At 59.5% G+C, this 25,868-nt stretch carries 25 protein-coding genes; 9 read left to right on the top strand and 16 right to left on the bottom strand.

What is annotated here, in order from left to right; translation table 11 throughout:
- Window positions 1-170 precede the first annotated feature (170 nt).
- Complete coding sequence (locus tag RHM55_RS13635) at window positions 171-1,715, top strand: phosphoenolpyruvate carboxykinase (protein ID WP_322176912.1); 1,545 nt, start codon at window positions 171-173, stop codon at window positions 1,713-1,715.
- 85 nt (window positions 1,716-1,800) lie between these two features.
- Here the strand turns inward: RHM55_RS13635 and RHM55_RS13630 are convergent, their stop codons facing one another.
- Both RHM55_RS13630 and RHM55_RS13625 read right to left on the bottom strand, forming a co-directional pair.
- Entirely contained in the window at window positions 1,801-2,574 is a 774-nt protein-coding gene (locus RHM55_RS13630) for a hypothetical protein (RefSeq protein WP_322176911.1), read from the bottom strand.
- Window positions 2,575-2,624: 50 nt separating this feature from the next.
- Complete coding sequence (locus tag RHM55_RS13625) at window positions 2,625-2,876, bottom strand: hypothetical protein (protein WP_322176910.1); 252 nt, start codon at window positions 2,874-2,876, stop codon at window positions 2,625-2,627.
- A gap of 236 nt (window positions 2,877-3,112) precedes the next feature.
- Between RHM55_RS13625 and RHM55_RS13620 the strand changes: the two genes are divergently transcribed.
- The gene (locus tag RHM55_RS13620) at window positions 3,113-5,047 is read left to right on the top strand and encodes an ATP-dependent DNA helicase RecQ (protein ID WP_322176909.1); all 1,935 of its coding nucleotides are present in this window, start codon (window positions 3,113-3,115) and stop codon (window positions 5,045-5,047) included.
- Window positions 5,048-5,089: 42 nt separating this feature from the next.
- Here RHM55_RS13620 and RHM55_RS13615 read toward each other — a convergent pair whose 3' ends face one another.
- From RHM55_RS13615 to RHM55_RS13605, 3 genes are all read right to left on the bottom strand, one after another.
- Complete coding sequence (locus RHM55_RS13615; RefSeq protein ID WP_219062893.1) at window positions 5,090-5,524, bottom strand: YkgJ family cysteine cluster protein; 435 nt, start codon at window positions 5,522-5,524, stop codon at window positions 5,090-5,092.
- Between the two features lie 107 nt (window positions 5,525-5,631).
- Window positions 5,632-7,005, bottom strand: a complete 1,374-nt coding sequence (locus RHM55_RS13610; protein WP_322176908.1) for a DUF3482 domain-containing protein — start codon at window positions 7,003-7,005, stop codon at window positions 5,632-5,634.
- The gene (locus tag RHM55_RS13605; protein WP_322176907.1) at window positions 6,998-8,377 is read right to left on the bottom strand and encodes a DUF2868 domain-containing protein; all 1,380 of its coding nucleotides are present in this window, start codon (window positions 8,375-8,377) and stop codon (window positions 6,998-7,000) included. The genes RHM55_RS13610 and RHM55_RS13605 overlap by 8 nt, the downstream gene beginning before the upstream one ends.
- Before the next feature lie 87 nt (window positions 8,378-8,464).
- Between RHM55_RS13605 and RHM55_RS13600 the strand changes: the two genes are divergently transcribed.
- Window positions 8,465-8,977 carry a dihydrofolate reductase gene (locus tag RHM55_RS13600; protein WP_322176906.1) on the top strand — a complete coding sequence of 171 codons (513 nt, stop codon included), beginning with the start codon at window positions 8,465-8,467 and terminating at the stop codon, window positions 8,975-8,977.
- Between the two features lie 159 nt (window positions 8,978-9,136).
- Window positions 9,137-10,204 (top strand): haloacid dehalogenase-like hydrolase, encoded by a 1,068-nt coding sequence (locus tag RHM55_RS13595; RefSeq protein ID WP_322176905.1) that lies wholly within the window; start codon window positions 9,137-9,139, stop codon window positions 10,202-10,204.
- Between the two features lie 124 nt (window positions 10,205-10,328).
- Here RHM55_RS13595 and RHM55_RS13590 read toward each other — a convergent pair whose 3' ends face one another.
- The 3 genes from RHM55_RS13590 to RHM55_RS13580 all read right to left on the bottom strand — a co-directional run bounded on the left by RHM55_RS13590 (window position 10,329) and on the right by RHM55_RS13580 (window position 14,183).
- A complete protein-coding gene (locus RHM55_RS13590) occupies window positions 10,329-10,661 on the bottom strand; it encodes a hypothetical protein (RefSeq protein ID WP_322176904.1) in 333 nt (110 codons plus the stop codon).
- A 190-nt stretch (window positions 10,662-10,851) separates the two neighbouring features.
- The gene (gene ilvD / locus RHM55_RS13585) at window positions 10,852-12,699 is read right to left on the bottom strand and encodes a dihydroxy-acid dehydratase (RefSeq protein WP_322176903.1); all 1,848 of its coding nucleotides are present in this window, start codon (window positions 12,697-12,699) and stop codon (window positions 10,852-10,854) included.
- A 287-nt stretch (window positions 12,700-12,986) separates the two neighbouring features.
- Entirely contained in the window at window positions 12,987-14,183 is a 1,197-nt protein-coding gene (locus tag RHM55_RS13580) for a class I SAM-dependent rRNA methyltransferase (RefSeq protein ID WP_322176902.1), read from the bottom strand.
- 216 nt (window positions 14,184-14,399) lie between these two features.
- Between RHM55_RS13580 and RHM55_RS13575 the strand changes: the two genes are divergently transcribed.
- The 3 genes from RHM55_RS13575 to RHM55_RS13565 all read left to right on the top strand — a co-directional run bounded on the left by RHM55_RS13575 (window position 14,400) and on the right by RHM55_RS13565 (window position 16,523).
- Complete coding sequence (locus RHM55_RS13575; protein WP_322182928.1) at window positions 14,400-15,212, top strand: HDOD domain-containing protein; 813 nt, start codon at window positions 14,400-14,402, stop codon at window positions 15,210-15,212.
- 32 nt (window positions 15,213-15,244) lie between these two features.
- Window positions 15,245-16,057, top strand: a complete 813-nt coding sequence (gene mutM / locus RHM55_RS13570; RefSeq protein WP_322176901.1) for a bifunctional DNA-formamidopyrimidine glycosylase/DNA-(apurinic or apyrimidinic site) lyase — start codon at window positions 15,245-15,247, stop codon at window positions 16,055-16,057.
- Between the two features lie 127 nt (window positions 16,058-16,184).
- The gene (locus RHM55_RS13565; RefSeq protein WP_322176900.1) at window positions 16,185-16,523 is read left to right on the top strand and encodes a multidrug transporter; all 339 of its coding nucleotides are present in this window, start codon (window positions 16,185-16,187) and stop codon (window positions 16,521-16,523) included.
- Window positions 16,524-16,541: 18 nt separating this feature from the next.
- On the opposite strand, the gene ggt is transcribed toward RHM55_RS13565, so the two are convergent.
- The 6 genes from ggt to RHM55_RS13535 all read right to left on the bottom strand — a co-directional run bounded on the left by ggt (window position 16,542) and on the right by RHM55_RS13535 (window position 22,949).
- A complete protein-coding gene (gene ggt, locus RHM55_RS13560) occupies window positions 16,542-18,248 on the bottom strand; it encodes a gamma-glutamyltransferase (protein ID WP_322176899.1) in 1,707 nt (568 codons plus the stop codon).
- Window positions 18,249-18,312: 64 nt separating this feature from the next.
- The gene (locus RHM55_RS13555; RefSeq protein WP_219062877.1) at window positions 18,313-18,564 is read right to left on the bottom strand and encodes a YfhL family 4Fe-4S dicluster ferredoxin; all 252 of its coding nucleotides are present in this window, start codon (window positions 18,562-18,564) and stop codon (window positions 18,313-18,315) included.
- Between the two features lie 82 nt (window positions 18,565-18,646).
- Window positions 18,647-19,126 (bottom strand): pantetheine-phosphate adenylyltransferase, encoded by a 480-nt coding sequence (gene coaD / locus RHM55_RS13550; protein WP_322176898.1) that lies wholly within the window; start codon window positions 19,124-19,126, stop codon window positions 18,647-18,649.
- Between the two features lie 149 nt (window positions 19,127-19,275).
- Window positions 19,276-20,871: a GMC family oxidoreductase gene (locus tag RHM55_RS13545; protein ID WP_322176897.1), complete on the bottom strand. Its 1,596-nt coding sequence runs from the start codon at window positions 20,869-20,871 to the stop codon at window positions 19,276-19,278.
- A 47-nt stretch (window positions 20,872-20,918) separates the two neighbouring features.
- Window positions 20,919-21,464 (bottom strand): twin-arginine translocation pathway signal protein, encoded by a 546-nt coding sequence (locus tag RHM55_RS13540; protein WP_322176896.1) that lies wholly within the window; start codon window positions 21,462-21,464, stop codon window positions 20,919-20,921.
- A gap of 54 nt (window positions 21,465-21,518) precedes the next feature.
- Window positions 21,519-22,949: a coniferyl aldehyde dehydrogenase gene (locus tag RHM55_RS13535; RefSeq protein ID WP_322176895.1), complete on the bottom strand. Its 1,431-nt coding sequence runs from the start codon at window positions 22,947-22,949 to the stop codon at window positions 21,519-21,521.
- Window positions 22,950-23,143: 194 nt separating this feature from the next.
- Between RHM55_RS13535 and RHM55_RS13530 the strand changes: the two genes are divergently transcribed.
- Window positions 23,144-23,815 carry a TetR/AcrR family transcriptional regulator gene (locus RHM55_RS13530; protein ID WP_322176894.1) on the top strand — a complete coding sequence of 224 codons (672 nt, stop codon included), beginning with the start codon at window positions 23,144-23,146 and terminating at the stop codon, window positions 23,813-23,815.
- A gap of 50 nt (window positions 23,816-23,865) precedes the next feature.
- A complete protein-coding gene (locus RHM55_RS13525) occupies window positions 23,866-24,720 on the top strand; it encodes a sulfurtransferase (RefSeq protein WP_322176893.1) in 855 nt (284 codons plus the stop codon).
- Window positions 24,721-24,749: 29 nt separating this feature from the next.
- Here the strand turns inward: RHM55_RS13525 and RHM55_RS13520 are convergent, their stop codons facing one another.
- Both RHM55_RS13520 and RHM55_RS13515 read right to left on the bottom strand, forming a co-directional pair.
- Window positions 24,750-25,073 carry an AzlD domain-containing protein gene (locus RHM55_RS13520; protein WP_322176892.1) on the bottom strand — a complete coding sequence of 108 codons (324 nt, stop codon included), beginning with the start codon at window positions 25,071-25,073 and terminating at the stop codon, window positions 24,750-24,752.
- Entirely contained in the window at window positions 25,070-25,798 is a 729-nt protein-coding gene (locus RHM55_RS13515) for an AzlC family ABC transporter permease (RefSeq protein ID WP_322176891.1), read from the bottom strand. The genes RHM55_RS13520 and RHM55_RS13515 overlap by 4 nt, the downstream gene beginning before the upstream one ends.
- Between the last annotated feature and the right edge of the window lie 70 nt (window positions 25,799-25,868).

The following is a 25,868-nucleotide window of genomic DNA, read 5'->3' as shown; positions in this document are numbered from 1 at the left end:
ATACGCCTTGAAACGCCGTACGGGACGCTTCGCAGCTGTTCTGACAGGAGGGTCCTACCTTATTTTCGGTGTTTCTGGCATAATCCGGCCCACTTTTTCCGCTGTAGTAGTGTGGGAATTTCTACTACAAAACGTTTGGAGCACTCGGCCAGTGGCCGACGGGGAACCTCATGACGCAAGCTAATAACGCCGTTTACACCGATCTGTGCATCGATGATCTGGTTAAAGAAGCCCTGAATCGCGGTGAAGGCGTACTTGCCGATACTGGCGCGCTGGTCGTGCAAACCGGTCACCGTACCGGCCGTTCGCCGATTGATCGTTACATCGTTGAAGAGCCAACCACTCAGGCTGCCATCGCCTGGGGCCCGATCAATCGCAAGTTCCCGGCCGACAAGTTCGATGCCCTGTGGAACCGCGTTGAAGCCTATCTGGGCGAGCGCGAGCGTTTTGTGTCCCACGTTCATGTAGGTTCTGACCCCGCGCACTACCTCGCGGTCAAAATGACCACCGAGACAGCATGGCACAACCTGTTCGGCCGGAGCCTGTTCATCAACCCTGAACAGTACAACCCGTCCGGCCACACCGAATGGCAGGTCATCAATGCCCCGGCCTTCGTCTGTGAGCCTGAGCGTGATGGCACCAACTCCGACGGCACCGTGATGATCAACTTCGCGGCCAAGAAAGTCCTGCTCGCGGGCATGCGTTATGCCGGCGAAATGAAAAAAGCCCTGTTCTCGGTACAAAACTTCCTGCTGCCAGCAGTCGACGTTCTGCCGATGCATTGTGCTGCCAACATGGGCGAAGAGGGTGACGTAACGTTGTTCTTCGGCCTGTCCGGCACCGGTAAAACCACCCTGTCCGCTGACGAAAGCCGTTACCTGATCGGCGACGACGAGCACGGCTGGGGCGTTGGCGTTGTGTTCAACATCGAAGGCGGTTGCTATGCCAAGTGCATCGACCTCTCCGAGAAGAACGAGCCGGTTATCTGGAAAGCCATCCAGCACGGCGCCGTGCTGGAAAACGTCGTACTCGACCCAGCCACCAAGAAAGCCGACTACGCCGACGACAGCCTGACCCAGAACAGCCGCGCCGCTTACCCGCGTGAACTGATCGAAAAACGCGCACCGCTGAACCTCGGTGGCGAGCCAAACGCAGTGATCTTCCTGACCTGCGACCTGACCGGCGTTCTGCCGCCAGTGTCGATCCTCAGCGAAGAACAAGCGGCCTACCACTTCCTGTCGGGTTACACCGCACTGGTTGGTTCCACTGAAATGGGTTCGGGCAGCGGCATCAAGTCGACCTTCTCTACCTGCTTCGGCGCACCGTTCTTCCCGCGCCCAGCTGGCGAATACGCTGAACTGTTGATCAAGCGCATCCGCGGCTTCGGCTCGAAGGTCTATCTGGTCAACACCGGCTGGACCGGCGGCGGCTACGGCGTTGGCAAACGCTTCAACATCCCGACCACCCGTGGCGTCATCGCAGCCATCCAGAGTGGCGCACTGATCGGCGTAGAAACCGAACACCTGGGCATCATCAACCTCGACGTACCGAAGTTGGTCCCAGGCGTAGACACCGCATTGCTCAACCCACGCAACACCTGGGCAGACAAAGCGGCCTACGACGAATCGGCTAAAGCACTTGCAGGTTTGTTCGTTGAGAACTTCAAGAAGTTTGATGTTTCAGACGCGATCAAAAATGCCGGTCCTCAGCTTTGATGTGATGGTTGCTGGATGAATAAAAAACCGCCTTTAGGGGCGGTTTTTTTTGACTGAGTTTTCAGGATTTCGCCTATAGCAGGGTTCACCCCATAGGGCTAAACCCGTTAGCCGCACTGCAATACCGTTCCTCCATCGCCTTGCTCAAGTCCGCTCGACCACTCTCCCAGCGCTTGCTCCACGCTCTGCATTCCTCTTTGAAGTACACCTTTGCGCCCTTGCGACATTCCCGATATTCGATTGAACCGCGTCGATGGTTGCCGCAGACGCTGCTGCCGTCGATGCGGTTGCCGTAGGTTGTCCATTGAGCGAGATAGCTGCCGCGTCCGTCCCATTGGTGGACCCATGCCTGGTTGATGCCTTGATCGATGTTGCGGCCGGGACGGTTTCGACGGTTGATTTTGTCGGTCTCGTATTGCGCCAGGTACTCGGCAGAGACCATGCCTTGCGCATGCTGTTTCTGGCTAGGTTGTGGGAATTCGCCGTAGCGACAGGTGACAACGCTTGCGTCGATGACGTTCCCGGGCTTGATGCAGTCGGTGAGGGCTTGCGGGGCGCGGGCTGGGACGTTGATGGTTTGAAAGGTGGGGGTGACTGACGCGATGTCGTCAGGTGCCGTTGGCGGCTGCGCAATGGGGACCTGAACGTCGACTGACCTTGCGGTGAGTGGTAGGCCGAAGTCAGAGCGGTGGGTCAGAAGGTAGATAACGACTGTGAATAAGGCGAGCAGGGCGAAGACGTTTCGGTACAGGGTCGAGGCGGTGATGTTCTTTTTACGACGAAGCCCGGGCGGGGCGTCGTTATAGTCGGCACTGAAGTCGTCGTGAGGGGTGAAATCGTCCTGATTATGGCGTTTCATGGCATCCGTTCGTCGTTCCGTGGGTGTGGCGCAGATGTTCGCGGCGACGGCTACTCGTGAACGACCTTGGCCGGTGCTGCGTTAACGCTCGTTTTGCTGGTGTGAAGTTGGGTGGCGAGCAGGTAGGTGCCGATCACCAGAATGATGAGATACATCGCCAGTCGGGTAAAGGATTTGGGTGCTGGTGGGTCTGCGGCTTTACGCTTGCCGGGGTGGGCACCGAGTACGACATCGAAGTGCTCAGGGCTTAAGCGTTGAATACGCGTGAGGCCGTCATCATCCGGTTGTTTCATAATATCCATTTTCGCTTGTTGGGCGAGCCGTCTAGCACGGTGTGCTCTGCTTTTCGACGACAGCCTGACCCCTGCAATGTTCTTGCGGGAAGGTTAAACCGACTGATATCAGTTTGCCAGCACTGCTTACCAAGAGAATAGGATGAAATTTCCCGAGACGATCCAGGTGCGCCCTCATGCGTGTGCAATCAACCGCTTCGCGTTAAGGTCTAACACCTTCCCGGCGGTCAATGGAGTGGCAGCTTATGTATAAAAGTCTTGAACAGGTTTTCGGCTATCCACAGTTTCGTCCTGGGCAGGAAGCGGCGATTGTGGCGGTGCTGGCGGGGCGTTCGGCGGCGGCTATTTTTCCGACGGGCTCGGGCAAGTCGTTGTGCTATCAGTTGCCGGCGTTGTTGTTACCGCACCTGACACTGGTGGTGTCGCCCTTGCTGGCGTTGATCCAGGATCAGCTGGCGTTTTTACAGCGCCATGGCATTGCGGCGGCGAGTATCGATTCGGCGCAAAGTCGCGATGAGGTGGCGCAGGTGATGGCGCGTGCCCGCTCAGGTGAATTGAAAATTCTGATGATTTCCGTGGAGCGCCTGAAAAACGAGCGTTTTCGTCATTTCATCGCGCAGGTGCCGATTTCGTTGTTGGTGGTGGACGAAGCGCACTGCATTTCCGAGTGGGGCCATAACTTTCGCCCGGACTACCTCAAGCTGCCGGACTACCAGCGTCAGTTCAAGATTCCGCAGGCATTGTTGCTGACTGCGACAGCCACGCCCCAGGTGATCGCCGACATGCAGGCCAAGTTCGCCATCGCGCCGGACGATGTGGTGACCACCGGTTTCTACCGTCCCAATCTCAATCTGCTGGTGGAGCCGGTGAGTGGCCGCGACAAACGTCGGCGGCTGGTGGAGTGGTTAGGCGAGCGGGGCGGTCAGCCGACCATCGTTTACGTGACCCTGCAGAAGACTGCCGAACAGATCGCCGCGCACCTGAGCCAGAACGGCATTGCGGCCAGCGCGTATCACGCCGGTTTGCCCCATGATCAACGTGAGTCGATCCAGCAGCAATTCATGGCGGGGCGGTTGAACTGCATCGTGGCAACCATCGCTTTCGGGATGGGCATCGACAAGAGCGATATCCGCAATGTCGTGCATTTCGATCTGCCGAAATCGATCGAGAATTACAGCCAGGAGATTGGCCGGGCGGGGCGTGACGGTCAGCCGTCTGACTGTCTGGTGTTGGCCAACCGCGACAGCCTTAACGTGCTGGAGAACTTTGTTTACGGCGATACGCCGGAGTACGCGGGCATTCGTAACGTCCTCGATGAGCTGCTGACGGCGAGCGTGGACGGGCAATGGGAATTGCTCCTGGGGCCCTTGGCCGATCAAAGCAATATCCGTCAACTGCCGCTGAAAACCTTGTTGGTGCAACTGGAATTGCGCGAGATTATCGCGCCGCGTTTTTCTTATTTTGCTGAATACCGTTTCAAGTTTCTGATCGAACCCGAGGTGTTATTGCAGCGCTTCGAAGGCGAGCGGAAGCAGTTCGTCGAGGCGATTATCGAGACCTCGAGTCGGGCGCGGACGTGGGCGACGGTAAGTTTCGAGGCGTTGTATCAGCAGCACCAGGCCGAACGGAGCAGGGTGGTTACCGCACTGGATTATTTCCAGGAGAAAGGCTGGATCGAGCTGGAAAGCAAGCAGATGACCGAGGTGTATAGCCTGCTCATCTGCGACTTCGACCCTCAAGCGCTAGCCCTTGAGCTGCACGACTATTTCAAGCAGCACGAAGTCACGGAAATCGCCCGTATCCACGCCATGCTCGACCTGTTTGCGACCGAGCAGTGCTTGAGTTATCGCCTGGCTCTTTATTTTGGCGATTATCAGGCGCCTGAACAGTGCGGACACTGTTCAGTGTGCCACGGCCATATCGCTCGCTTGCCTGAGCCGCCGGCATTGCCGGCCTTGGTTGGAGACAGTTTTCATGGGCTATGCGACGAGTTCGTGCACAGGCACCAGGACTACAGTGGCAGCGCCCCCAGTGCCGAATGCCTGACCCGGTTTCTCTGTGGGATCAGCGTGCCGCTGTTCACCAAACTCAAAGCACGCGGCATCAAGGGTTTTGCCGCGCTCGAGAATTACCCTTACGCGCAGGTGCGAGCGTGGGCACAAGGGGCGATGGCCGGGTAGACGTCTCAGACGCAGGCCATCTGACCGGGAAAGACGATCAGGTCAAAAAATGTACAGTGTGTTGTCGGCGACCTTACGCTCAGGAGTTTTTGGCACGTAGGCACAATACCCTGGTCGCGGACCGATCTTTGGATGGTTGCGGCAGGTGTCGGGACGTTTTTCGTAGATCGTGCACAGTCGGCTTTTGCGATCCAGGTACAGGCAATCGTTGTTGCTCATGCGCTGCAGGGTGAATATTTCCGACTTCTGGTTATAGCGCTCGACGATCCCTTCCTTTTGCAGGCGCTTGGCAATGTTCTTCGCCGGTTCGCCGCGCTCGAATTCGTCGACGATGCCGATGCGGATCAAATCCTTGATCTTCACTTCCACCGGCAAGGTGCAACAGCTGGATACGCAGCCACCGCACATGGTGCTGGAGTATTTGGCCCAGGTATCGATTCGGTCGATTTCTGCGGCGGCGATCAGGTTGGGCTTCATGTGCTCAGGTTCCGGGTGTATCGGGCGCGGGATGATACCGGGGCTGGCGGAATTCGCGTAAGTAAAAATTACCTATACGACTGTCGGCACCGTTCAAGTGGATGGTATCAGGCCTCTGTCAGCAACTTGGCCAGCGCTTCAATCTGCTCCTGCCGCTCGGCCTGGGTCAGGCGCGGATGCGGGTTGAGGGATGACCATTGCGGGTGGGCGCGGGCTTTTTGCAGGCTGTCGGGGAGTTTCCCTTCACGCCAGGCTTTGTCCTGCGGGGCGCTCAGGGTGATCCTATCCATGGCGGCATGACCGCGTACGTCAAGGGCCTGGAGTAATTGCCGTTGGCGCAGGGCGAGGAGGCGCAACACTGCGTCGTCGACCGTCAGCTCGCGCTGGCCCTTGAGCTTGCCAAGCAGGCGTGAGCCGTAGCTGCGGGCTGTTTGCAGCGCGCCACCGGCAATCGCCCCGACCAATGCTGCGGCGCCCAAAGTAATCCCGCCCACCAGCAAATCCACACCCGCTCCGGCTGCGGCGCCCGCGGCGATCCCTCCGCCCAGGCGTACGCCCAGCAGCTTGAGGGTTTCCGGGTTGAATAAATCGTCGCCCCAACGCCCGTCCAGCAGCGGCAGGTCAGTGGCGGCAGCATCTTGCGGGCGGAAGGCGTACAGCTTGAGCAGGGCTTCGACGCAGCGTTGTTCGCGCAGGCGAGTGGCCTTGCGCAGCGCGTCGATGGCGATTTGTTCCTGACCTGATCCGGTGGCCACGCTGCGACGGCAAGCGGCACAATCCAGCAGCAGTTCAGCGATCAGGCGAGCCGCGCTTTGCTGGCGCGCCAGACGTTGCGCTTGCTGGTCGATAATCAGCCGTTGCAGTTGCTCACGGGAATTTTCCAGCAGCAGGGCGAGGCTTTCGTACAGTCGACGCTCGCCATCTTCCGGTGGCGCAACGCTGTCGAATCGCACCAGCGCATGCAGGCCCAGACGCGCCAGGGCTTCGCGCCAGTCCGCTTCGCGGTGTTCGGCACTGCTGACAAAATTCAGCACCGGCAGCAGCGGTTTGCCGCAACTGGCCAGCACCGCCAATTCATCACGGTATTTGGCCAGCACCGGTTCGCGTGCGTCGATCACATACAAGCCGGCATCCGAGGCCAGCAACTGGCGCAGCACCTTGGCTTCCTGCTCGAAGCGCTGGCGAGCTTCGCTGCCGTCGAGAAAACGCGCCAAGCGTGCCGGTCCATCCAGACGCTCGCCGGGACGGTCCAGGCGCTCTAGATAGTCGAGCAGGGCGATGGCATCTTCCAGGCCGGGCGTGTCGTAAAGCTCCAGCAGGGCCTCGCCGTCTACCGACAACCGAGCGCCTTCCACGTGCCGCGTGGTGCTGGGGCGGTGTGAGACGTCACCGAAACCGACATCGCGGGTCAGGGTGCGCAGCAACGAGGTTTTGCCGACATTGGTGTGGCCAACCACCGCCAGCTTGAGCGCTTTAGTCATGGCCGGTCTCCAGCCACTTCAGCGGCGCGCTGTCGGCGTAAGTGATGTCGAGCTTTTGCAGGGCTGAATGCCAGTCGCCCAAACGCTCTGCGTCCAGTGCCTGGCCGGGCGGTGCTTGCAGCAGCCAGATCCGCGTTGCCCCGGCACAACGGGCCAGTTCTGCAATCAGCGCCAGGCTGCCACGGTCCGGCGAGCGGCGCGGGTCGCACGCGATGGTCAGGCGCGCAGGTGGAAAGCGGGTCAGTTGATCGAGCAGCTTTTGTCGGGATTCGCGGCTGTCGAGAATCCCCGCGTCTATGACGCTCTTCGGCAGACTCGGCGGCCATGGGCGCTGATCGTCAAGCTCGATGGCGACCAGCAACGCGCCGTCGCTGTCGAGCGCTACCGTGCCTGATTGCGTGCTGTGCAGTTGCTCGGGCGCGGCATCGCTGATACCCAGGCGCTCACTGCTGGGCATCAGGCGTTCGCGAAGCTGGCTGTAACCGGGCATGTTCAGATCGAGGCTGAGGGCGGCACGGCCACGTCGCCAATGCCACAGGCAGACCAGGGCCAACAGCAGGCGTGGGACGATCCCATAGACCAGCAATACGCCGACCAACCAGCCCGCCCACGCCTGGCGCGCGCTTTCGATGCTCAATGCCGTGTCGCCGCTGGCGCGGATCATGGTTTCAGTCGGTACGCTAAACCCCAGCAACGCGGGCAGCGCGCCGAGGGCCTGGGTGACGGTGACGAACGTATCCCCCCGCAAAATAGTGGTTTCCCAGACAAACCCATAGCGCCGGGTCGCCATCAGCATCAGCAGAATCACCAGCGCGCTGAGCAGCGCCAGCAGCCACGCGCCGTTGACCACCATGCCCAACGCCCAACGGTTCAGCCGTTGACGTTGCAACAATAAGACCAGCGCGGGCGCCAGTTGCGCCGCCTGGGCATCGCGGGCGAGCTTTTCACTCAGCCATAACCACAGCCGACCAAGGCTGGCCGTGCTTTCCCCGGCGAACAGCATGCTTAGCGCCCAACTGAGCAGCAGGATCAGGTTGAGCCCCAGCAGACTGCCCAAGGCCCAGAACACATTGACCGGCGCTTGCCCGTTGCCCAGTGCCGCAAATGCCAGGCCGGCCCCGGTGATCACCACCATAATGGCCAGGACAATCAATGCCAGTCGCGCGCCTTGTTTCCAGTGATGCAGAGCGTTTAGCAAACCATCGCGCTCGGCCAGCCATAGGGCGCGGTTCTGAATGCGTGTCGGCAAGTCGCCTGCGGTGGTGCGCGCGCGGCGATTGGCCTCCAGGTCTTCCAGAGGGCCCGCGTGTTCTTCGCGCAGGCGCACGGCTTCAGTCAGCCAGAGGCTATCCAGAGGGGTCAGAGCAGTCACGCGGCGTCTCGTCGATAAAGTCAGCCGTGAGCATAACCTCTGTGGCCGGGCTCGGGGCAAACACTCGCTTCTGCTATCCTCGCGCCCATGAAAACTCATCTCCCCCTCAGCCTGATTGCCGCCCTCGGTGAAAACCGTGTGATCGGTGTCGACAATTCCATGCCCTGGCATTTGCCGGGGGACTTCAAATACTTCAAGGCGACGACCCTCGGCAAGCCGATCATCATGGGCCGCAAGACCTGGGATTCGCTGGGCAGGCCCTTGCCGGGGCGGTTGAACCTGGTGGTCAGTCGCCAGGCCGATCTGCAGCTCGAAGGCGCGGAAGTGTTTACCTCACTCGACGCCGCTGTGGTTCGTGCCGAGCAATGGGCGCGGGAGCAGGGCGTCGATGAAGTGATGCTGATTGGCGGGGCGCAGTTGTATGCGCAAGGCCTGGCGCAGGCAGACCGCCTGTACCTGACCCGCGTGGCGCTCAGCCCTGAAGGCGATGCCTGGTTCCCCGAGTTCGATACCGCGCAGTGGAGGCTGGTGTCCAACACCCCTAACCCGGCGCAGGACGACAAGCCGGCTTACAGCTTTGAAGTGTGGGAAAAAATGTAAACCCAGGCACAGATCCCTTGTGGGCCTTGTCGTTTTTGACGCGCGTGTCGCGAATCGTTATCAGCATGACGTCTTCACGACACGGGCGGTCGTTGATGCGCTAGAGATGTCACGAGATTTTGCTACGGTCAGTCTTCAACCTTGAGGAGGGACCCCGTTATGAATCTCGCGCCAAAACTGTTTGCCGCCGTGCTGACGTTGGGACTGAGCGTAGCGCTCGCCAGCCAGACGTTTGCCACCGAATTGACCCATTGGCCCGCACCTGCGGCCAAGCAGCTCAATGCCATGATCGAAGCCAACGCCAACAAGGGTAACTTCGCCGTGTTCGACATGGACAACACCAGCTACCGCTACGATCTGGAAGAGTCGCTGCTGCCGTTCATGGAAAACAAGGGCCTGATCACCCGCGAAAGCCTCGATCCCTCTCTTAAATTGATCCCGTTCAAGGACACGGCCGACCACAAGGAAAGCCTGTTCAGCTACTACTACCGTCTGTGTGAAATCGACGACATGGTGTGCTACCCATGGGTGGCTCAGGTGTTCTCCGGGTTCACGCTCGCGGAACTCAAAGGTTACGTCGATGAGCTGATGGCGTCGGGCAAACCGGTGCCGAGCACGTATTACGATGGCGATACGGTCAAAAATATCGACGTCCAGCCACCCAAGGTTTTCACCGGGCAGGCCGAGCTGTACAACAAGCTGATGGAGAACGGCATCGAGGTCTACGTGATGACCGCTGCTTCAGAGGAGTTGGTGCGTATGGTCGCGGCTGATCCCAAGTACGGCTACAACGTCAAACCGCAGAACGTGATTGGCGTGACCACGCTACTGAAAAATCGCACGACAGGCGAACTGACGACTGCGCGCAAGCAGATCACAGCGGGCAAATACGATGAGAAGAGCAACCTGGGTCTGGAGCTGACGCCGTACCTGTGGACGCCTGCAACCTGGATGGCAGGTAAACAAGCGGCAATCCTGACGTACATCGACCAGTGGAAAAAACCGGTGCTGGTGGGTGGCGACACCCCAACCAGTGACGGCTACATGCTGTTTCACAGCGTCGACGTCAGTAAGGGCGGTGTCCATTTGTGGGTCAACCGCAAAGACAAGTACATGACTCAGCTCAACGGCATGATGACCACAAACGCGGCTGCCCAAGCCAAAGAAGGCCTGGCCGTCACGGCGGACAAGAATTGGGTGATCGTGAAACCAGAGGAAATTCAGTAAGGCGAAGGATGTACAACCTGTAGAAGCCAACTTATTGGCGAAGCGGTGTGCCTGGCACACCGCATTAGCCCTTCGCCAAAAAGGCTGCGCGCCGCAGTTGCTCCTAAAGAGCCTTCGCTTCCAGCTATTGCACGATAACGCACGTTACAGCCTGACAAGCCCCCACCTTTCCAGTCACCGTCACGTATTTGATGGCAGCAGTTCCACTGACAGGCGTGACGCCTACGGGCTGTGTTGAGTAATTCTGAATCTGGGCAGTCGCTTTCGGCAAGACCTCTTGTTTAAGACCTTTCTGGGTTACGTAAATTGTAAAGGTCGAGTTATTTCTGACTTCAATGGTTGTGTCCACCACAACTGCCGCTGTTTTTGCGTCTTCTGTTTGGTCACTTGGCGCCAATGCATATAGGTATGTAGACAGGAGCATTGCAGCCGCACAGATAAGTAGTTTCGTTTTCATAATAAGCTTCCTTTCTATCGTGATTTAGTTCCTTGTAATCAGATATTTCTTGGCTTAGGTCCTACTCTAAATCGCCTCGTAACAAAGAAATAGCTGTCAGAAATGACAGGGTTAAGTGTCTTCATGGCTGAATGAGCCCCAATAAAAAGCCCGGCATCAATGCCGGGCTAATGGACGTTCTGGCTACTTATTACGGCATCAACTTATCAAGCATCGCCTTGTCACGCACCGCGCCTTTGTCGGCGCTGGTCGCCAGCAGGGCGTAGGCCTTCAGAGCGGTGGTCACTTTGCGCGGGCGCTTCTCGACCGGCTTCCAGCCTTTGGCATCTTGCTCGGCACGGCGTCCGGCCATTTCTTCATCGCTGATCAACAGGTTGATCGAGCGGTTCGGAATGTCGATCAGCACTTTGTCGCCATCGCGCACCAGACCAATCGCACCGCCCGCTGCTGCTTCTGGCGATGCGTGGCCGATGGACAGGCCCGAGGTGCCGCCGGAGAAGCGACCGTCGGTGAGCAAGGCGCAGGCTTTGCCCAGGCCTTTGGATTTCAGGTACGACGTCGGGTAGAGCATTTCCTGCATGCCCGGGCCGCCTTTCGGACCTTCGTAACGGATGATCACGATGTCGCCAGCCTTCACTTCGTCGGCGAGGATGCCGCGTACGGCGCTGTCCTGGCTTTCGAAGATCTTCGCGTTGCCTTCAAAGACATGGATCGACTCATCGACACCTGCGGTTTTCACCACGCAGCCGTCCAGCGCGATGTTGCCGTACAGCACGGCCAGGCCGCCTTCTTGCGAATACGCGTGTTCCACGCTGCGGATACAGCCGTTCTCACGGTCGTCATCCAGGGTTTCCCAACGAGTCGACTGACTGAATGCAGTCTGGGTCGGAATGCCCGCAGGACCAGCCTTGAAGAAGGTGTGTACCGCTTCGTCGTCAGTCTGGGTGATGTCCCATTTGGCGATGCCTTCGGCCATGGTCTTGCTGTGGACGGTCGGCAGATCGGTGTGCAGCAGGCCACCGCGAGCCAGTTCGCCGAGGATGCTGAAAATCCCGCCGGCACGGTGCACGTCTTCCATGTGGTACTTCTGGATATTCGGCGCGACCTTGCACAGTTGCGGCACTTTGCGTGACAGACGGTCGATGTCCTTCAAGTCGAAATCGATTTCACCTTCCTGTGCCGACGCCAGCAAATGCAGGATGGTATTGGTCGAGCCACCCATGGCGATGTCCAGGGTCATGGCGTTTTCGAAGGCTTTGAAGTTGGCGATATTACGTGGCAGTACCGACTCATCGTTCTCGGTGTAGTACTGGCGGCACAGGTCGACGATGGTGCGGCCAGCCTGCAGGAACAGTTGCTCGCGGTCGCTGTGGGTCGCCAGTTGCGAACCGTTGCCCGGCAGCGCAAGGCCCAGGGCTTCTGTCAGGCAGTTCATCGAGTTGGCGGTGAACATGCCGGAGCAAGAGCCGCATGTCGGGCACGCACTGCGCTCGTATTCGGCGACTTTTTCATCGCTGGCTTCGGAGTCAGCGGCGATCACCATCGCGTCGACCAGGTCCAGACCGTGGCTGGCCAGTTTGGTCTTGCCAGCTTCCATCGGGCCGCCGGACACGAAGATCACCGGGATATTCAGGCGCAAGGCGGCCATCAACATACCGGGGGTGATTTTGTCGCAGTTGGAAATGCAGACGATGGCGTCGGCGCAGTGGGCGTTGACCATGTATTCCACGGAGTCGGCGATGATCTCGCGGCTCGGCAGCGAATACAGCATGCCGTCGTGACCCATGGCGATGCCGTCATCCACGGCAATGGTGTTGAATTCCTTGGCCACGCCACCGGCGCGTTCGATTTCGCGAGCGACCAGTTGGCCCATGTCTTTGAGGTGCACATGGCCGGGCACGAACTGGGTGAACGAGTTGGCGATGGCAATGATCGGTTTTTTGAAGTCGGCGTCTTTCATCCCGGTGGCGCGCCACAAAGCGCGAGCGCCGGCCATATTGCGGCCGTGGGTAGACGTTTTCGAGCGGTAATCAGGCATGGAGCGCTCCTGGCGGCAAATCAGGTATCAGGAAAGGGAGAGAGCTTCTATTGACGACACAGACACCCGGCAGTGACCGGATGCTGCGGTGAACCGATGACGCCACGGGATCGCCGCGCGCTCGGCCTGAGCTCATAAACCCGCCGGGGATGACTGGCGATGAATAAAGGCGATTCTACACCTGCGGCGTCAGGAAGGAATGCCGAAGGTCGTTCCGACCTTAATCGCGGGCAAACCCGCTCCTACAGTAGGAGCGGGCTTGCCCGCGATTGGCCGAGAAGCAGTGATCAGCTGTTTGGCAGCAACCGGCAGGTCATGCTTTTGATATAGCGCGTTTCGGCAATCGCCGGGTGCACCGGGTGGTCCGGGCCTTGGCCGCCGCGTTCCAGCAACTGCATGTTGCGGTCCAGATGGCGGGCGCTGGTCAGGAGGATGTTTTGCAGGTCGTCCTCCGGCAGGTGCATCGAGCAGGAAGCGCTGATCAGAATCCCGTCTTTGCTGAGCAGGCGCATGGCCTGTTCGTTGAGACGGCGGTAAGCGCCTTCGCCGTTTTTCAGGTCTTTTTTGCGTTTGATGAAGGCCGGTGGATCAGCAACGATCACGTCGAAACGCTCTTCGCCGTTTTTCAGCTCCTTCAATGCTTCGAACACGTCGCCTTCGATGCACGCCACTTTGTCGGTGAAACCGTTGAGTGCCGCGTTACGTTCAACGCCGTCCAGCGCGAAGGAAGATGCGTCGACGCAGGTGACATCGCTGGCACCGAAAGCGGCCGCTTGCACGCCCCAGCCGCCGATGTAGCTGAACAGGTCCAGGACGCGTTTGCCTTTGACGTACGGTGCCATGCGCGCGCGGTTCATGCGGTGGTCATAGAACCAGCCGGTTTTCTGTCCGGCCATGACCGGCGCTTCGAATTTCACCCCGTTCTCTTCCAGCGCAACCCACTCAGGCACTAGGCCGAAGGCGGTCTCGACGTAACGGTTGAGGCCTTCGGCATCGCGTGCGGCGGAGTCGTTCTTGAACAGGATACCGCTCGGCTTGATTACTTGAATCAAGGCCGCGAGCAGGTCGTCCTTGTGGTTTTCCATGGTGGCGGAAGCCAGTTGCACCACTAGGATGTCGCCAAAACGATCGACCACCAGACCCGGCAGCAGGTCGGAGTCGCCGAACACCAGGCGGTAATAAGGCTTGTCGAACAGGCGTTCGCGCAACGACAGCGCGACGTTCAGGCGGTGTACCAGCAACGATTTATCCAGCGGCACTTTGATGTCGCGGGACAGCAGGCGTGCGCAGATCAGGTTGTTGGGGCTCATTGCCACAATGCCCAACGGCTTGCCGCCGGCAGCTTCCAGAATGGCTTGATCGCCCGCAGCAAAGCCGTTGAGCGGGGTGGCGGCTACATCGATTTCGTTGCTGTAGACCCACAAGTGGCCGGCGCGCAAGCGACGGTCGGCATTGGCTTTGAGGCGCAAGCTAGGCAGGGACATGACGTCGCTCCGGAAAAAAGAGCGAGATTATAACGCGTCATCCACGCTCGGGGCCCTGATCACTGGAATAAACCACTGGCGGAGTCTATTGCATCGTTCTGAGTGTTGTCGGATGCCCCTCCACAAAGGTTAAAATTGCCGCCTAGTCCTGAGTGTGTATTTATGTCCCAAGCGCTAACCACCGAGCAGATTCAGCAGGCCTTGCAAGGCATCAGTGTGCCGCCACAGCCGCAGATCATGGTGGATTTGCAGATGGAGCAATACATGCCTGATCCGGACCTGGGGGCGATTGCCCGGTTGATCGCGCAGGATCCGGGCTTGTCCGGCGCATTGTTGAAAATCGTTAATTCACCGTATTACGGCCTGACCAATAAAATCGCCTCGATTGAGCGCGCGGTAAATCTGCTGGGCAGTGCCTCGATCATCAACCTGATCAACGCGCAGTCGATCAAGGGCGAGATGACCGACGAAACCATCGTTACCCTCAACCGTTTCTGGGACTCCGCGCAGGATGTGGCGATGACCAGCCTGACGCTGGCCAAACGCACCGGCTCACAGGCGGTGGACGAGGCCTATGCGCTGGGGCTGTTCCATGACTGTGGCATTCCGCTGATGCTCAAGCGCTTCCCCAACTACATGAGTGTGTTGGAAGACGCTTACGCCAAGGCGAGCCCGACCTGTCGTGTGGTGGACACAGAGAACCATACATTCAATACCAACCATGCCGTGGTCGGTTATTTCACCGCCAAGTCCTGGCGTTTGCCGGAGCATGTCAGCAACGCTATTGCCAACCATCACAATGCGTTGGCGATCTTCCAGGACGAGTCGGGTCACAACAGCCAACTGAAGAACTTGCTGGCGATCCTGAAAATGGCCGAACATGTCTGTGCGTCCTATCGGGTGCTGGGCAATCAGGGTGAAGACCATGAGTGGAACAGCATCGGTCATCTGATTCTGGATTACGTGGGGCTTTCCGATTACGATTTTGAGAACCTCAAAGAATCCATTCACGAGTTGGGCGTCCGCTAGCCCGATCACTCGTTCCTTTGTCCGGGTCGCCAATGCCTGAATTACCTGAAGTCGAAACCACCCGCCGGGGCATCGCGCCGTATCTGGAAGGTCAGCGCGTCAGTCGCGTGATCGTTCGTGACCGGCGTTTGCGCTGGCCGATCCCCGAGGACCTGGACGTGCGCCTGTCCGGGCAGCGGATTGTATCGGTGGCGCGTCGCGCCAAGTACCTGTTGATCAATGCCGAGGTCGGAACGTTGATCAGTCATTTGGGCATGTCGGGTAATTTGCGTCTGGTCGACGCCGGATTGCCTGCGGCCAAGCATGAGCATGTGGATATCGAGCTGGAGTCGGGCATGGCCCTGCGCTACACCGACCCGCGCCGTTTTGGTGCGATGCTCTGGAGCCTTGACCCGCTCAATCACGAATTGCTGATTCGTCTCGGGCCGGAGCCGTTGACCGAGCTGTTCGATGGGGAACGTCTGTTCGAACGTTCCCGGGGACGCTCAATGGCGGTCAAACCTTTCATCATGGACAACGCGGTGGTGGTCGGAGTCGGTAATATTTACGCGACTGAAGCCTTGTTTGCCGCCGGTATCGACCCGCGTCGCGAGGCTAAGAGCATCTCCCGGGCGCGTTATATGAAGCTGGCGATCGAGATCAAGCGCATTCTTATCCACGCCATCGAGCGCGGCGGCACCACCCTCAAGGATTTTATCGGCGGCGATGGTCAGCCCGGCTACTTTCAGCAGGAGCTGTTCGTTTACGGTCGCGGCCATCAGCCGTGCAAAGTCTGCGGTACCGAGTTGCGCGAAGTAAAACTCGGTCAACGTACCAGCGTGTACTGCCCGCGTTGCCAGACATAGATATCCTGTAATCGCGGCCTTGCCCGCGCCTGCCTGAAATGGCATCTGACAGCTGCAAACCTTGCGTAACCAGCGCCGCTGTTTATAGTGACGATCATTACTACCGTTGAGCTTGAAGGATCACGCCATGAGTCCGTTTCGTACCCTCGCTGTTGCCTTGGCCTTGCTGTTCGGATTGCAGGTGCTGCCTGCACAGGCTCAAGCAGAGTCACACGGGAGCGGAGATCCAACCTACTCCCTCGAAGCGCCGCCGGCCTACGCCATGATCGGCGACCTGTTGATTGCCCGGCCTTTGCTGATCGCGGCAACTCTGGTGGGTGCCGTACTGTTCGTGGTGGCGCTGCCGTTTACCGCAACTGGCGGTGGCATTGGCGACGCGGGCAAGGCGTTGGTGGTGGACCCTGGTAAGTCCGCGTTCGTCCGCTGCCTGGGTTGTACGGGCGATGGCTACAACAAACGCGAATAACCGGCGTCGCGATAAACGCTAAGGCGCGGCTTGCCTGACTGTCGGGTCGAACACTGCTGGAATCCCAAGCCCGCGAGGATCGCTCGCGGCTTCGACCTTGGCGTTGTCCTTGTTCCAGAACAGCACCTGCTGATTGCCATAGGCGCGCTTGGTGTCCTTGAGGCTGTAGCCGCGTGCTTGCAGCTCAGTCAGTTGCTCTGGAGAAAAGGCGTCGGGTTCGTACTCGATAACATCCGGCAAATACTGGTGGTGATAGCGCGGCACGGCAGGCCATGTCGCAACGGGTTGTCCGTCCAGGTATTGCAGGATCGACAGCAGCACCATGCTCGGAATACGGCTGCCGCCCGGTGTGCCGAAGGCGCTGAACTCGGTTGGACTTTCAATAAAGCTTGGGCTCATGCTCGACAGCGGCCGCTTGCCCGCCGCGATGGCGTTCGCTTGGCTGCCGGCCAGACCGTAAGCGTTGCTGCCTTGCGGGTCGGCGGCAAAGTCGTCCATTTCGTTATTCAATACCACGCCAGTACCGGGCACGCTGAAGGCTGACCCGAACGGCAGATTCACCGAAAGCGTCGCAGCGACCGCATTGCCCTCGCTGTCGAGGATGGCGAAATGAGTGGTGTGATCGCCCTCACGCCATTTAGGCGCAGGCGGCAGGCTGGCGCTGGGCGTCGCGTCGTGTGGGTCGATGTCGCGAGCCAGCTGCTTTAGGTAGTCGCGATCAAGTACATGGGCCAATGGGTTGCTGACGAAATCCGGATCGCCCAGCAAGCCTCGGTCGCGGTAAGCCCGGCGCAGCACTTCGACCACGTAGTGGGCACGCTGCACCTTGTCGGCCTCACGCCACGGCAACTGCTGCAACATCGTCAGGCTCTGGGCCAGCGCGATGCCGCCTGCGGAGGGTGGCGGGGCGCTGATCAACTCGCGATTATCGGCTAATGGGAAGCGTAGCGGCGCCCGGGCAACCACTCGATAGCGCTGCAGATCGTCGTCTGTCCAGATGCCGCCAGCGGACCTGACCCCTTTGACCAGCGCCTGACCGGTCAGGCCTTCGTAGAAACCGGCGCGCCCCTTGTCGGCAAAGCGATCAAGGGTCAGCCCCAGTTCCGGTTGTTTGATGATCTCGCCCAGCGCCGGGATGTTCCCGTGGCGCAGAAACAGCCGGGTGCTCTCCGGGTCGTCGCGCAAGGCGGACAAACGCCAGCCAGCGCGCTCCCGGTAAACAGGATCGACGGCAAACCCCTGATACGCCAAGCGGATGGCCGGGGCCAGCGAGGTTTTCAGCGGCAGTTTACCGTAATGCTCGGCCAGTTCGACCAGCGCCGCTGGCAAGCCCGGAATGGCGGCGGCCAGTGGGCCGTTGAGCGACAGCGTGGGTTGTACCTTGCCGTCGCGGCGATACATGCTCTGGTTGGCCTGGAGTGGTGCGCGTTCGCGGGCATCAAGGAACTGATAGCGAATCGGCTCAGCGCTTTGCCGCAGCAGGAAGAACCCGCCACCGCCCAGCCCGGAAGCATAAGGCTCGACCACCGCCAGCGCGGCACTGACCGCCACGGCAGCGTCGAACGCGTTGCCGCCGATGAACAATATTTCTCGACCGGCGGCTGTGGCTTGCGGATGGGGGCTGGCGATGGCGGCCTGTTGCGGTGCCTTGGCCTGAGCGGCAAGGGCGCACAGCAGGAGCAGGGCGCCGAGCAGGGAGGGGAGACGATTCAGCGTACGGGTCATCCGGAACTCGCTTTTGTCGACAGGCAGTGCAGCCCGGCTGGCGAGTGCAGGAGCGTCGAAGGGGCTAGGCTTTGTGGGTCAAAATCAGGTATTTGGCCATCAGTTCGTCTTTGCTCTCGACGTGGGTTTCATCCAGCGGGATGCAATCCACGGGGCAGACTTGCTGGCACTGCGGTTCGTCGTAATGGCCAACGCATTCGGTGCACAGGTTCGGATTGATCACGTAGATCTCCTCACCTTGAGAAATTGCCTCGTTCGGGCACTCGGGTTCGCAGACGTCGCAATTGATGCAGTCGTCGGTGATGATCAGGGACATGAAGTACTCCTGCCACGGGCAGCGCCGGGGCATATGAAAACTAATGCGGCGAATTGTGCCGCATTAGTTCGTCCGATGCACCTTAGCGTTTGAACCGTTCGGTCAACGCCTCAGCTACCGCCGGGTGTACAAACTTGGTGATATCGCCGCCCAGTGCCGCGATTTCACGGACCAGCGTTGAGGAAATGAACGAATAACGCTCGGACGGTGTAAGGAACAGGCTTTCCACGTCCGGGGCCAATTGGCGGTTCATGTTGGCCAGCTGGAACTCGTATTCGAAATCCGATACCGCCCGCAACCCGCGCAGGAACACGTTGGCGTGCTGCTCTTTGGCGAAGTGCGCCAGCAAGGTGGAGAAACCTACCACCTCGACATTGGGCAGGTGTTTAGTGACCTCTCGGGCCAGCGCCACGCGCTGTTCCAGGGGAAACAGCGGGTTTTTCTTCGGGCTGGCAGCAACCGCGATGACCACTTGGTCGAACAGGCGCGAGGCGCGTTCGACCAGATCGCCATGGCCCTTGGTGATAGGGTCGAAGGTGCCTGGGTACAACACTCGGTTCATCGCGTCGTCCTGGTCGGAGTCCGTTGGGGAGTCGGATGGTAGCGCAGCAATCCCGGTGGGCCAAGTCGGCTTATGGATAGCAGGGGCATTATTGCTTTGGCAAATGAGGCGTTTCCGCCGCTTTTACAGCGCCTTCCGGTGCTACGCATCTAAGCAGATCTTAGCCTTTCACCCAGCAAAGTCGCCAGTTGCGCGGTCAGTCCATAGACCGAAAGTTGCGGGTTGGCACCGATACTGGTGGGAAATAACGAGCCGTCATGGATCGACAGATTGCTCAACTGATGATGCCGGCCAAGGCTATCGCATACAGCGGTTTTTGGCTCTTCACCCATGGCACAACCGCCCATCACATGGGCGCTGCCCAGTCGGGTGCGGTACGTTTCCATGCTCAAACCGTCGATGACTGATCGTGCCTCGGCCAGGCTTTTCACGTAGCCAGCGTCTTCGTGTACCGGCATCACCGCCTTAGCTCCGCCAGCAAACTGGATCTCGGCCATGCTGTGATAAGCCCGGCGAATGCCATCCCAGGCGTAAGACGACACCTGATAATCGAGCACTGGCGTGCCGTCGCCGCGCAGTTCCACGCTGCCGCCCGGGCTGCCCGGGTGAAAACCGTCACGCATCAAGGCCAGCATCATGTGGGTATTAGGCAGTTGGGCCATGCGCTCTGCGTTTTCCTGGCCGAAGCCGCCGAGCAGCGTGCTGGCCAGCGCCGGTTGCAGGGGCGGTACTTCGAGCTTGTAAGACATCTGCCCTGTGGCACCGTCGGTCCATTGGAAATGGTCGGAATAAATCGACTGCGGTGCGCCGTAAAACGGATTAATCACCCGGTCGAACAACGCTGCGGAAAAACTCGTCAGGTGCAGAAACGTGCGCTTGCCCACGCGCTTGTCCGGGTCCGGGGCGTCGGAGCGCATCAGTAAGGCAGGGCTGTTGATACCGCCACCGGCCAGTACGTAGTGCTTTGCCTTGACTGTGATACTGCGACCGTTGGGCGCCACACAGCGCTCATCCATGCCCACGCATTGCAGGCCGACAACCTTGTCACCTTTGATCACCAGCCGTTCTGCGCGGGCCAGGTACAGCAGCTCGCCGCCCTTATCCAGAGTCGCGGGGATGGTCGTGACCAGCATCGATTGTTTGGCATTGGTCGGGCAGCCCATGCCGCAATACCCTAGGTTCCAGCAGCCGCGTACATTGCGCGGGATGACTTTCCAGCTGTAACCCAACTGCTCGCATCCGTTGCGGATCACATCGTTGTTGGCGTTGGGTGGCATGACCCACGGGGCAACGCCCAGACGCTGTTCCATTTTGGCGAACCACGGCGCCATTTCGGCTGCGCTGTGGCCTTTGACCGCGTGTTCTTTGGCCCAGTGTTCCAGGGTTGGTTCGGGGGTGCGAAAGCTCGACGTCCAGTTGATCAGCGTGGTGCCGCCGACGGCTCGTCCCTGGAGGATGGTAATCGCGCCATCCTTGCTCATGCGGCCGATGCCTTCCTGATAAAGGCTGGAATAAGCCTGATCTTCGAGCATCTTGAAGTCGCTGCTGGTTTTCAACGGGCCTTCTTCGATCAGCAATACCTTATAGCCAGCCGCGCTGAGGATTTCTGCCGTGGTGCCACCGCCAGCGCCGCTGCCGATGATCGCGACATCCGCCTCCAGCGTCAGGTCATGGGTCAATTGCGCGCCGCTGTAGGTTTTCCAGCCACGGGCAAGGCCTTCTCGAAACACATCAGGAACCGGCATAGGGCCTCGATCTATTTATTTTTATTGGGGGGTGGGGCATGTGTGGTTCAAACAGTCGGCGGGCCGGGATAACCGCAATGCGCCCACGATTCCGGGCGGCTGTACCAAGCCATCGTCACCAGCTTCAGCAAGGCGCCATGGCCCATGCGTAACAGGCTCAATGCGCTGTTTTCCCAGCGATTGAGGAAGGCCGTCATCTGCAACGGGCTGGCATTTTCCCAGCCGCCCCAGACACCGGTCAATGGACCTCGGGTGACGGGCAGCGCCAGTACATCGAACAGTTGCTGCGTCAGTTTGAGCATCTCCGGCGACAGTCGATCAAGGCTGGCGTCGATGCTTTGCAGGGTGCCCGCGATGGCGTTCGGTAGCGCAATCTCACCCAGACTGCCTTTGAGCATCACTGGAATCAGTGCGCGCAGGAATGGCAGATCACTGCTGCGTAATACGGCAAAGCCGCTGGCAGGCGTGCTGGCCGAGCAACCGCTCAGGCTCGCCGCGAGCCCGGCAGTGGACAGGAAGGCGCTGGCGCACAGGCCGATTTTCAGCACGCCCCGACGTGATAGGTTGGGGCTTTCAGACAGGCTGTTGTTCATTGTTTTTGTGGTCCTGTTCTTATGGATTTGTTGGACGGCGGTTGTCAGTCAGGGCTAACGAATGAACAGCTTGTAGACCAGCCGCTGGATCGCCTTGCCGTACGGCGGGTAAATCAACCGGGCTGCATTGAAGCGTTGCTTGATGAAGACACCCTTGGCCTTGCTGAAGGTCAGAAAGCCTTCATGGCCATGGTAGTGGCCCATGCCGGAGGGGCCGACGCCGCCGAACGGCATGTCATCCTGGGCGACATGCATTAGCGTGTCGTTCAGGCACACGCCGCCGGAGTGGGTCTGTTCCAGTACGCGCTGCTGCTCGGCCTTGTTGTAGCCAAAGTAGTACAACGCCAATGGGCGCGGGCGCTGATTGATGTAGGCAAACGCCTGATCAATGCGGCTGTAGGGAACAATGGGCAGCAGCGGGCCGAAGATTTCGTCCTGCATCACGGTCATGTCATCACTGACATTCAGCAGCAGACTGAACGGCATGCGCCGTCCCTGGCCCTGCTCGAACAGCGGAATCACTCGCGCGCCTTTGCTGCTGGCGTCGTCGAGGTAGCGATTGAGTCGGGCCAACTGTCGGTCGTTGATGATCGCGGTGTAGTCCGGGTTGTCGATCAGTGTCGGATAAAACTTCTGTACCGCTTTTCGGTAGGCGTCGACAAACCCGTCGACCCGGTCTTCGGGCACTAACACGTAGTCGGGCGCGACGCAGGTTTGTCCGGCATTCAGGGTTTTGCCGAAAGCGATGCGTTCGGCGGCATCCTCGAGCGGCACATCGCTGGACACGATGGCCGGGGATTTTCCGCCCAGCTCCAGGGTGACCGGGGTCAGGTTCTCGGCTGCGGCGCGCATTACGTGCTTACCGATGCTGCTGGCCCCGGTGAACAATAAATGATCAAAAGGCAATGTTGAGAAGGCCATGCCGACCTCGGCTTCACCCAGCACAACCGTGACCAAATCTTCAGGGAACACTTGGGCGAACAGGCGCTTGAGCAACTGACCGGTGGTTGGCGTCGATTCGCTGAGCTTGAGCATCACCCGATTACCCGCAGACAGTGCGCCGACCAGTGGGCCGATGGCGAGAAATAGCGGGTAATTCCACGGCACGATCACCCCGACCACGCCCAATGGTTGATAGATCACTTTGGCCGACGCCGGTTGAAACGCCATACCAACGTGTCGGCGCGAAGGCTTCATCCATTTTTTCAGATGTTTGCTGGCGTACTGGATGCCCAACAGGCTTGGCATCAACTCAGCCAGCAGGGTTTCATCGGCGCTGCGGTGGCTAAAATCGCTGTTGATGGCGTCGACCAACGCCTGCCGTTCATCGCTCAATAGCGTGCGCAAGGTCTTGAGCCATTGCAGACGCTGGCCGGCGAGCGGCATAGGATTGGCCGCGAAGGCCCGTCGCTGATTGTTGAACAGCTGCTCAAGCTCATTGAAGGCTTGCTCGGACTCTTGCTGACAGGCGATTTCGGCGGGCATGGTCGTGGCTCGTATTAGCGTTATGCTGTACTTTTAGAGTCATTGCTCTATAAAGTCAAATCCAGAACCGAGCGGTCTTCTTCGCGAATGAAGTCGCTCCCTCAAAATGGGGGGCAATGCGAAGGCGGTATACCTGACATTGCCTGCGCTAAGATGCGGCATATTCTCCACACGTTTAAGCGGTCGAGCTGAACATGGCACCACGCATCAAAACCCGCGAACGCATCGTGCAAAACAGCCTGGAGCTGTTCAATCAGCAGGGTGAGCGCAGCGTCAGCACCAATCACATTGCTGCGCACATGGAAATGTCGCCGGGCAATCTGTATTACCACTTCCCCAATAAGCAGGCGATCATCGCCGAGCTGTTCACCGAGTACGAAGCCTTGGTGGAGAGCTTTCTGCGTCCGCCCAAGGGGCGTCTGCCGAGTGTCGAGGACAAGCGCTTCTATTTGATGGAGCTGCTCGACGGCATGTGGCGCTACCGTTTCCTGCATCGCGATCTGGAGCATCTGCTCGACGCCGATCCAGAACTGGCTGCGCGTTACCGACGGTTTTCCCAGCACTGTCTGATTCAGGGCATGGCCATCTACAGTGGCTTCGTCGAGGCCGGTATCTTGCGCATGGATAAGGTGCAGATTGAGTCGTTGACCCTCAATGTGTGGATTATCCTTACGTCGTGGGTGCGGTTTTTGTGCACCACGCTGGAAGACGCCACGCGACTCAGTGAAGACGCCATGCGCCGAGGCGTGTACCAGGTGCTGATGCTGGAACTGGGTTACGTCACGCCAGAGGCACGGGACGCGGTGAATGCGCTGTGTGAAGAATTTTATGTGCCGTTGGGGCGGGCGTTAGAGGAAACGCCCTGACGTTTTTTTTGTCATAACATTGATCTGAATTTTTCTCACAGGAACTTGCCATGTCCATCGCGCAACTGATCAGCCCGGAACAACTGGCCGCTCGCCAACAGCACCCAGGGCTAGTGATTCTCGATTGTCGCTTTGCCCTGGAAGACCCTGACTATGGCCAGCGCAGTTATGCCGAAGGGCATATCGCGGGCGCCAGGTTCGCTGATCTGGAGCGTGATTTCAGCGACAAGGTGATCAAGGGCGTGACAGGCCGTCATCCGTTGCCAAAACCGGACGTGCTGATTCAGCGATTGCAGGAGTGGGGCATCAGCCAGGACAGCGATGTTGTGCTGTACGACGACGGCCCCGGCGCGTTTGCTGCTCGCGGATGGTGGTTGCTGGCGTGGCTGGGCAAGCGTGACGGCGTGTACTTGCTGGATGGCGGCCTCAAAGCCTGGCACGCGGCGGGTTTGCCGTTGAGTCTGGACGCGCCGCAAAACAAGAAAGGGACCTTCACCGGTGAGCCGGATGATTCGTTGCTGCTCAGCGCCCAGGCGCTGCAAGCGCGTCTGGGCCAACCAGACATGACGCTGCTCGATGCCCGCGCCGCGCCGCGTTTCCGTGGTGAGGTGGAGCCGATCGATCCGGTCGCCGGCCATATTCCGGGTGCGCAGTGTGTTGCGTTCAACGAAAACCTGAGTGCCGACGGCCGCTTTCTGCCAGCAGACCAGCTCAAACAACGCTTTGCGGCAACGCTGGGTGATCGTTCGCCAAATCATCTGGTGGCCTACTGCGGCTCAGGCGTCACGGCCTGCCATAACCTGTTCGCGCTGTGCCTGGCGGGGTATCCACTGGGTTCGCTGTACGCCGGGTCGTGGAGCGAATGGATCACCGATCCGAATCGCGCTGTCGCCACTGGCGCCTGAGGTCAGCCAGAAACACACCGGTCTCAACCCTAAATCTGCCCCAGCGCCCAGCGCAGCAGGAAGAACACCAGCAAGCCGCCGCCAATGGTCGCCAGCAGGTTGCGGCTGAAGGCGGCGATGGCGATGGCTGCGAGGCCGGCCAGCAAGTAGGCGTTACTTGCGTTCAATTGCCAATGCTCGCCATCGGGCAGCAGCATGCCCGGCACCACAATCGCGGTCAGCACGGCCGTGGGCACATAGTGCAGCCCTTGGCGTACCACGGGCGGAAAGCGCAAATGCGGCCAGGCGAACAGGCTGTAGCGCATCAGGAACGTAATAGCGGTCATGCCGCCAATCAGCCACCAGTAACTCATGATCGCACCTCGTGACTCGACGCTTCGTCGCTGGCGCCAGAGCGTCGACGCTCAAGCAAGACGCCCACGGCGATCCCGCTGAATGCCGCCGCCATCAGGCCCAGTTTGTAAGGCCAGGTATGCGTCATCAAGGCCACCGCGCCAGCGGCGAGTGCCGCCGCGATTTGCGGTTGATTGCGCAGTAAAGGCACGACGATTCCGATAAAGGTCGCGAGCATGGCGAACTCCAGCCCCCAGCCCGCCAGATCAGGCACCGCCTGGCCAAACAGCACGCCCACCACCGAACTGCTGACCCAGCAGGCATACAACGCGCTGGCGACACCGACCCAATACCAATGCCCAAGCGGCGAACGCCCGTGCACGATATAAAAGCGTTGAACCACGGCGAACGTCTCGTCGGTCAGCCAGAACGCCAGCAGCACCCGCCAGCGTTGAGGCAGTGCACTCACCTGGGGTTGCAGCGTGGCGCTGTACAGCACATGGCGCAGATTGACGATAAAGGTGGTCAGCAGAATCACCACCGCACTGGCGCCAGCGCCCATCAGACTGACGACGATAAATTGCGCGGAGCCGGCGTACACGAACATCGACATGCCGAGCGCTTGCCACAACGACAAACCGCCCGCGCCTGCCAGCGTGCCGAAAATAATGCCGAAGGGTGCGATGCCGACCAACATGGGCACGCTGTCGCGTATGCCACGGGTATAAAGCTGATAGCGGGACATGAGTCTCTCCTTGAGTCCGCATCTTAAATAGTCAGGGAGAGACTGTCTTGAAGGATTGTGCAATGTCGCT

The organism is Pseudomonas sp. MH9.2 (genome assembly GCF_034353875.1).
GTDB lineage: Bacteria > Pseudomonadota > Gammaproteobacteria > Pseudomonadales > Pseudomonadaceae > Aquipseudomonas.
Note: the sequence above shows the minus strand (reverse complement) of the source record. Positions and strands in the feature narration are given on the sequence as shown.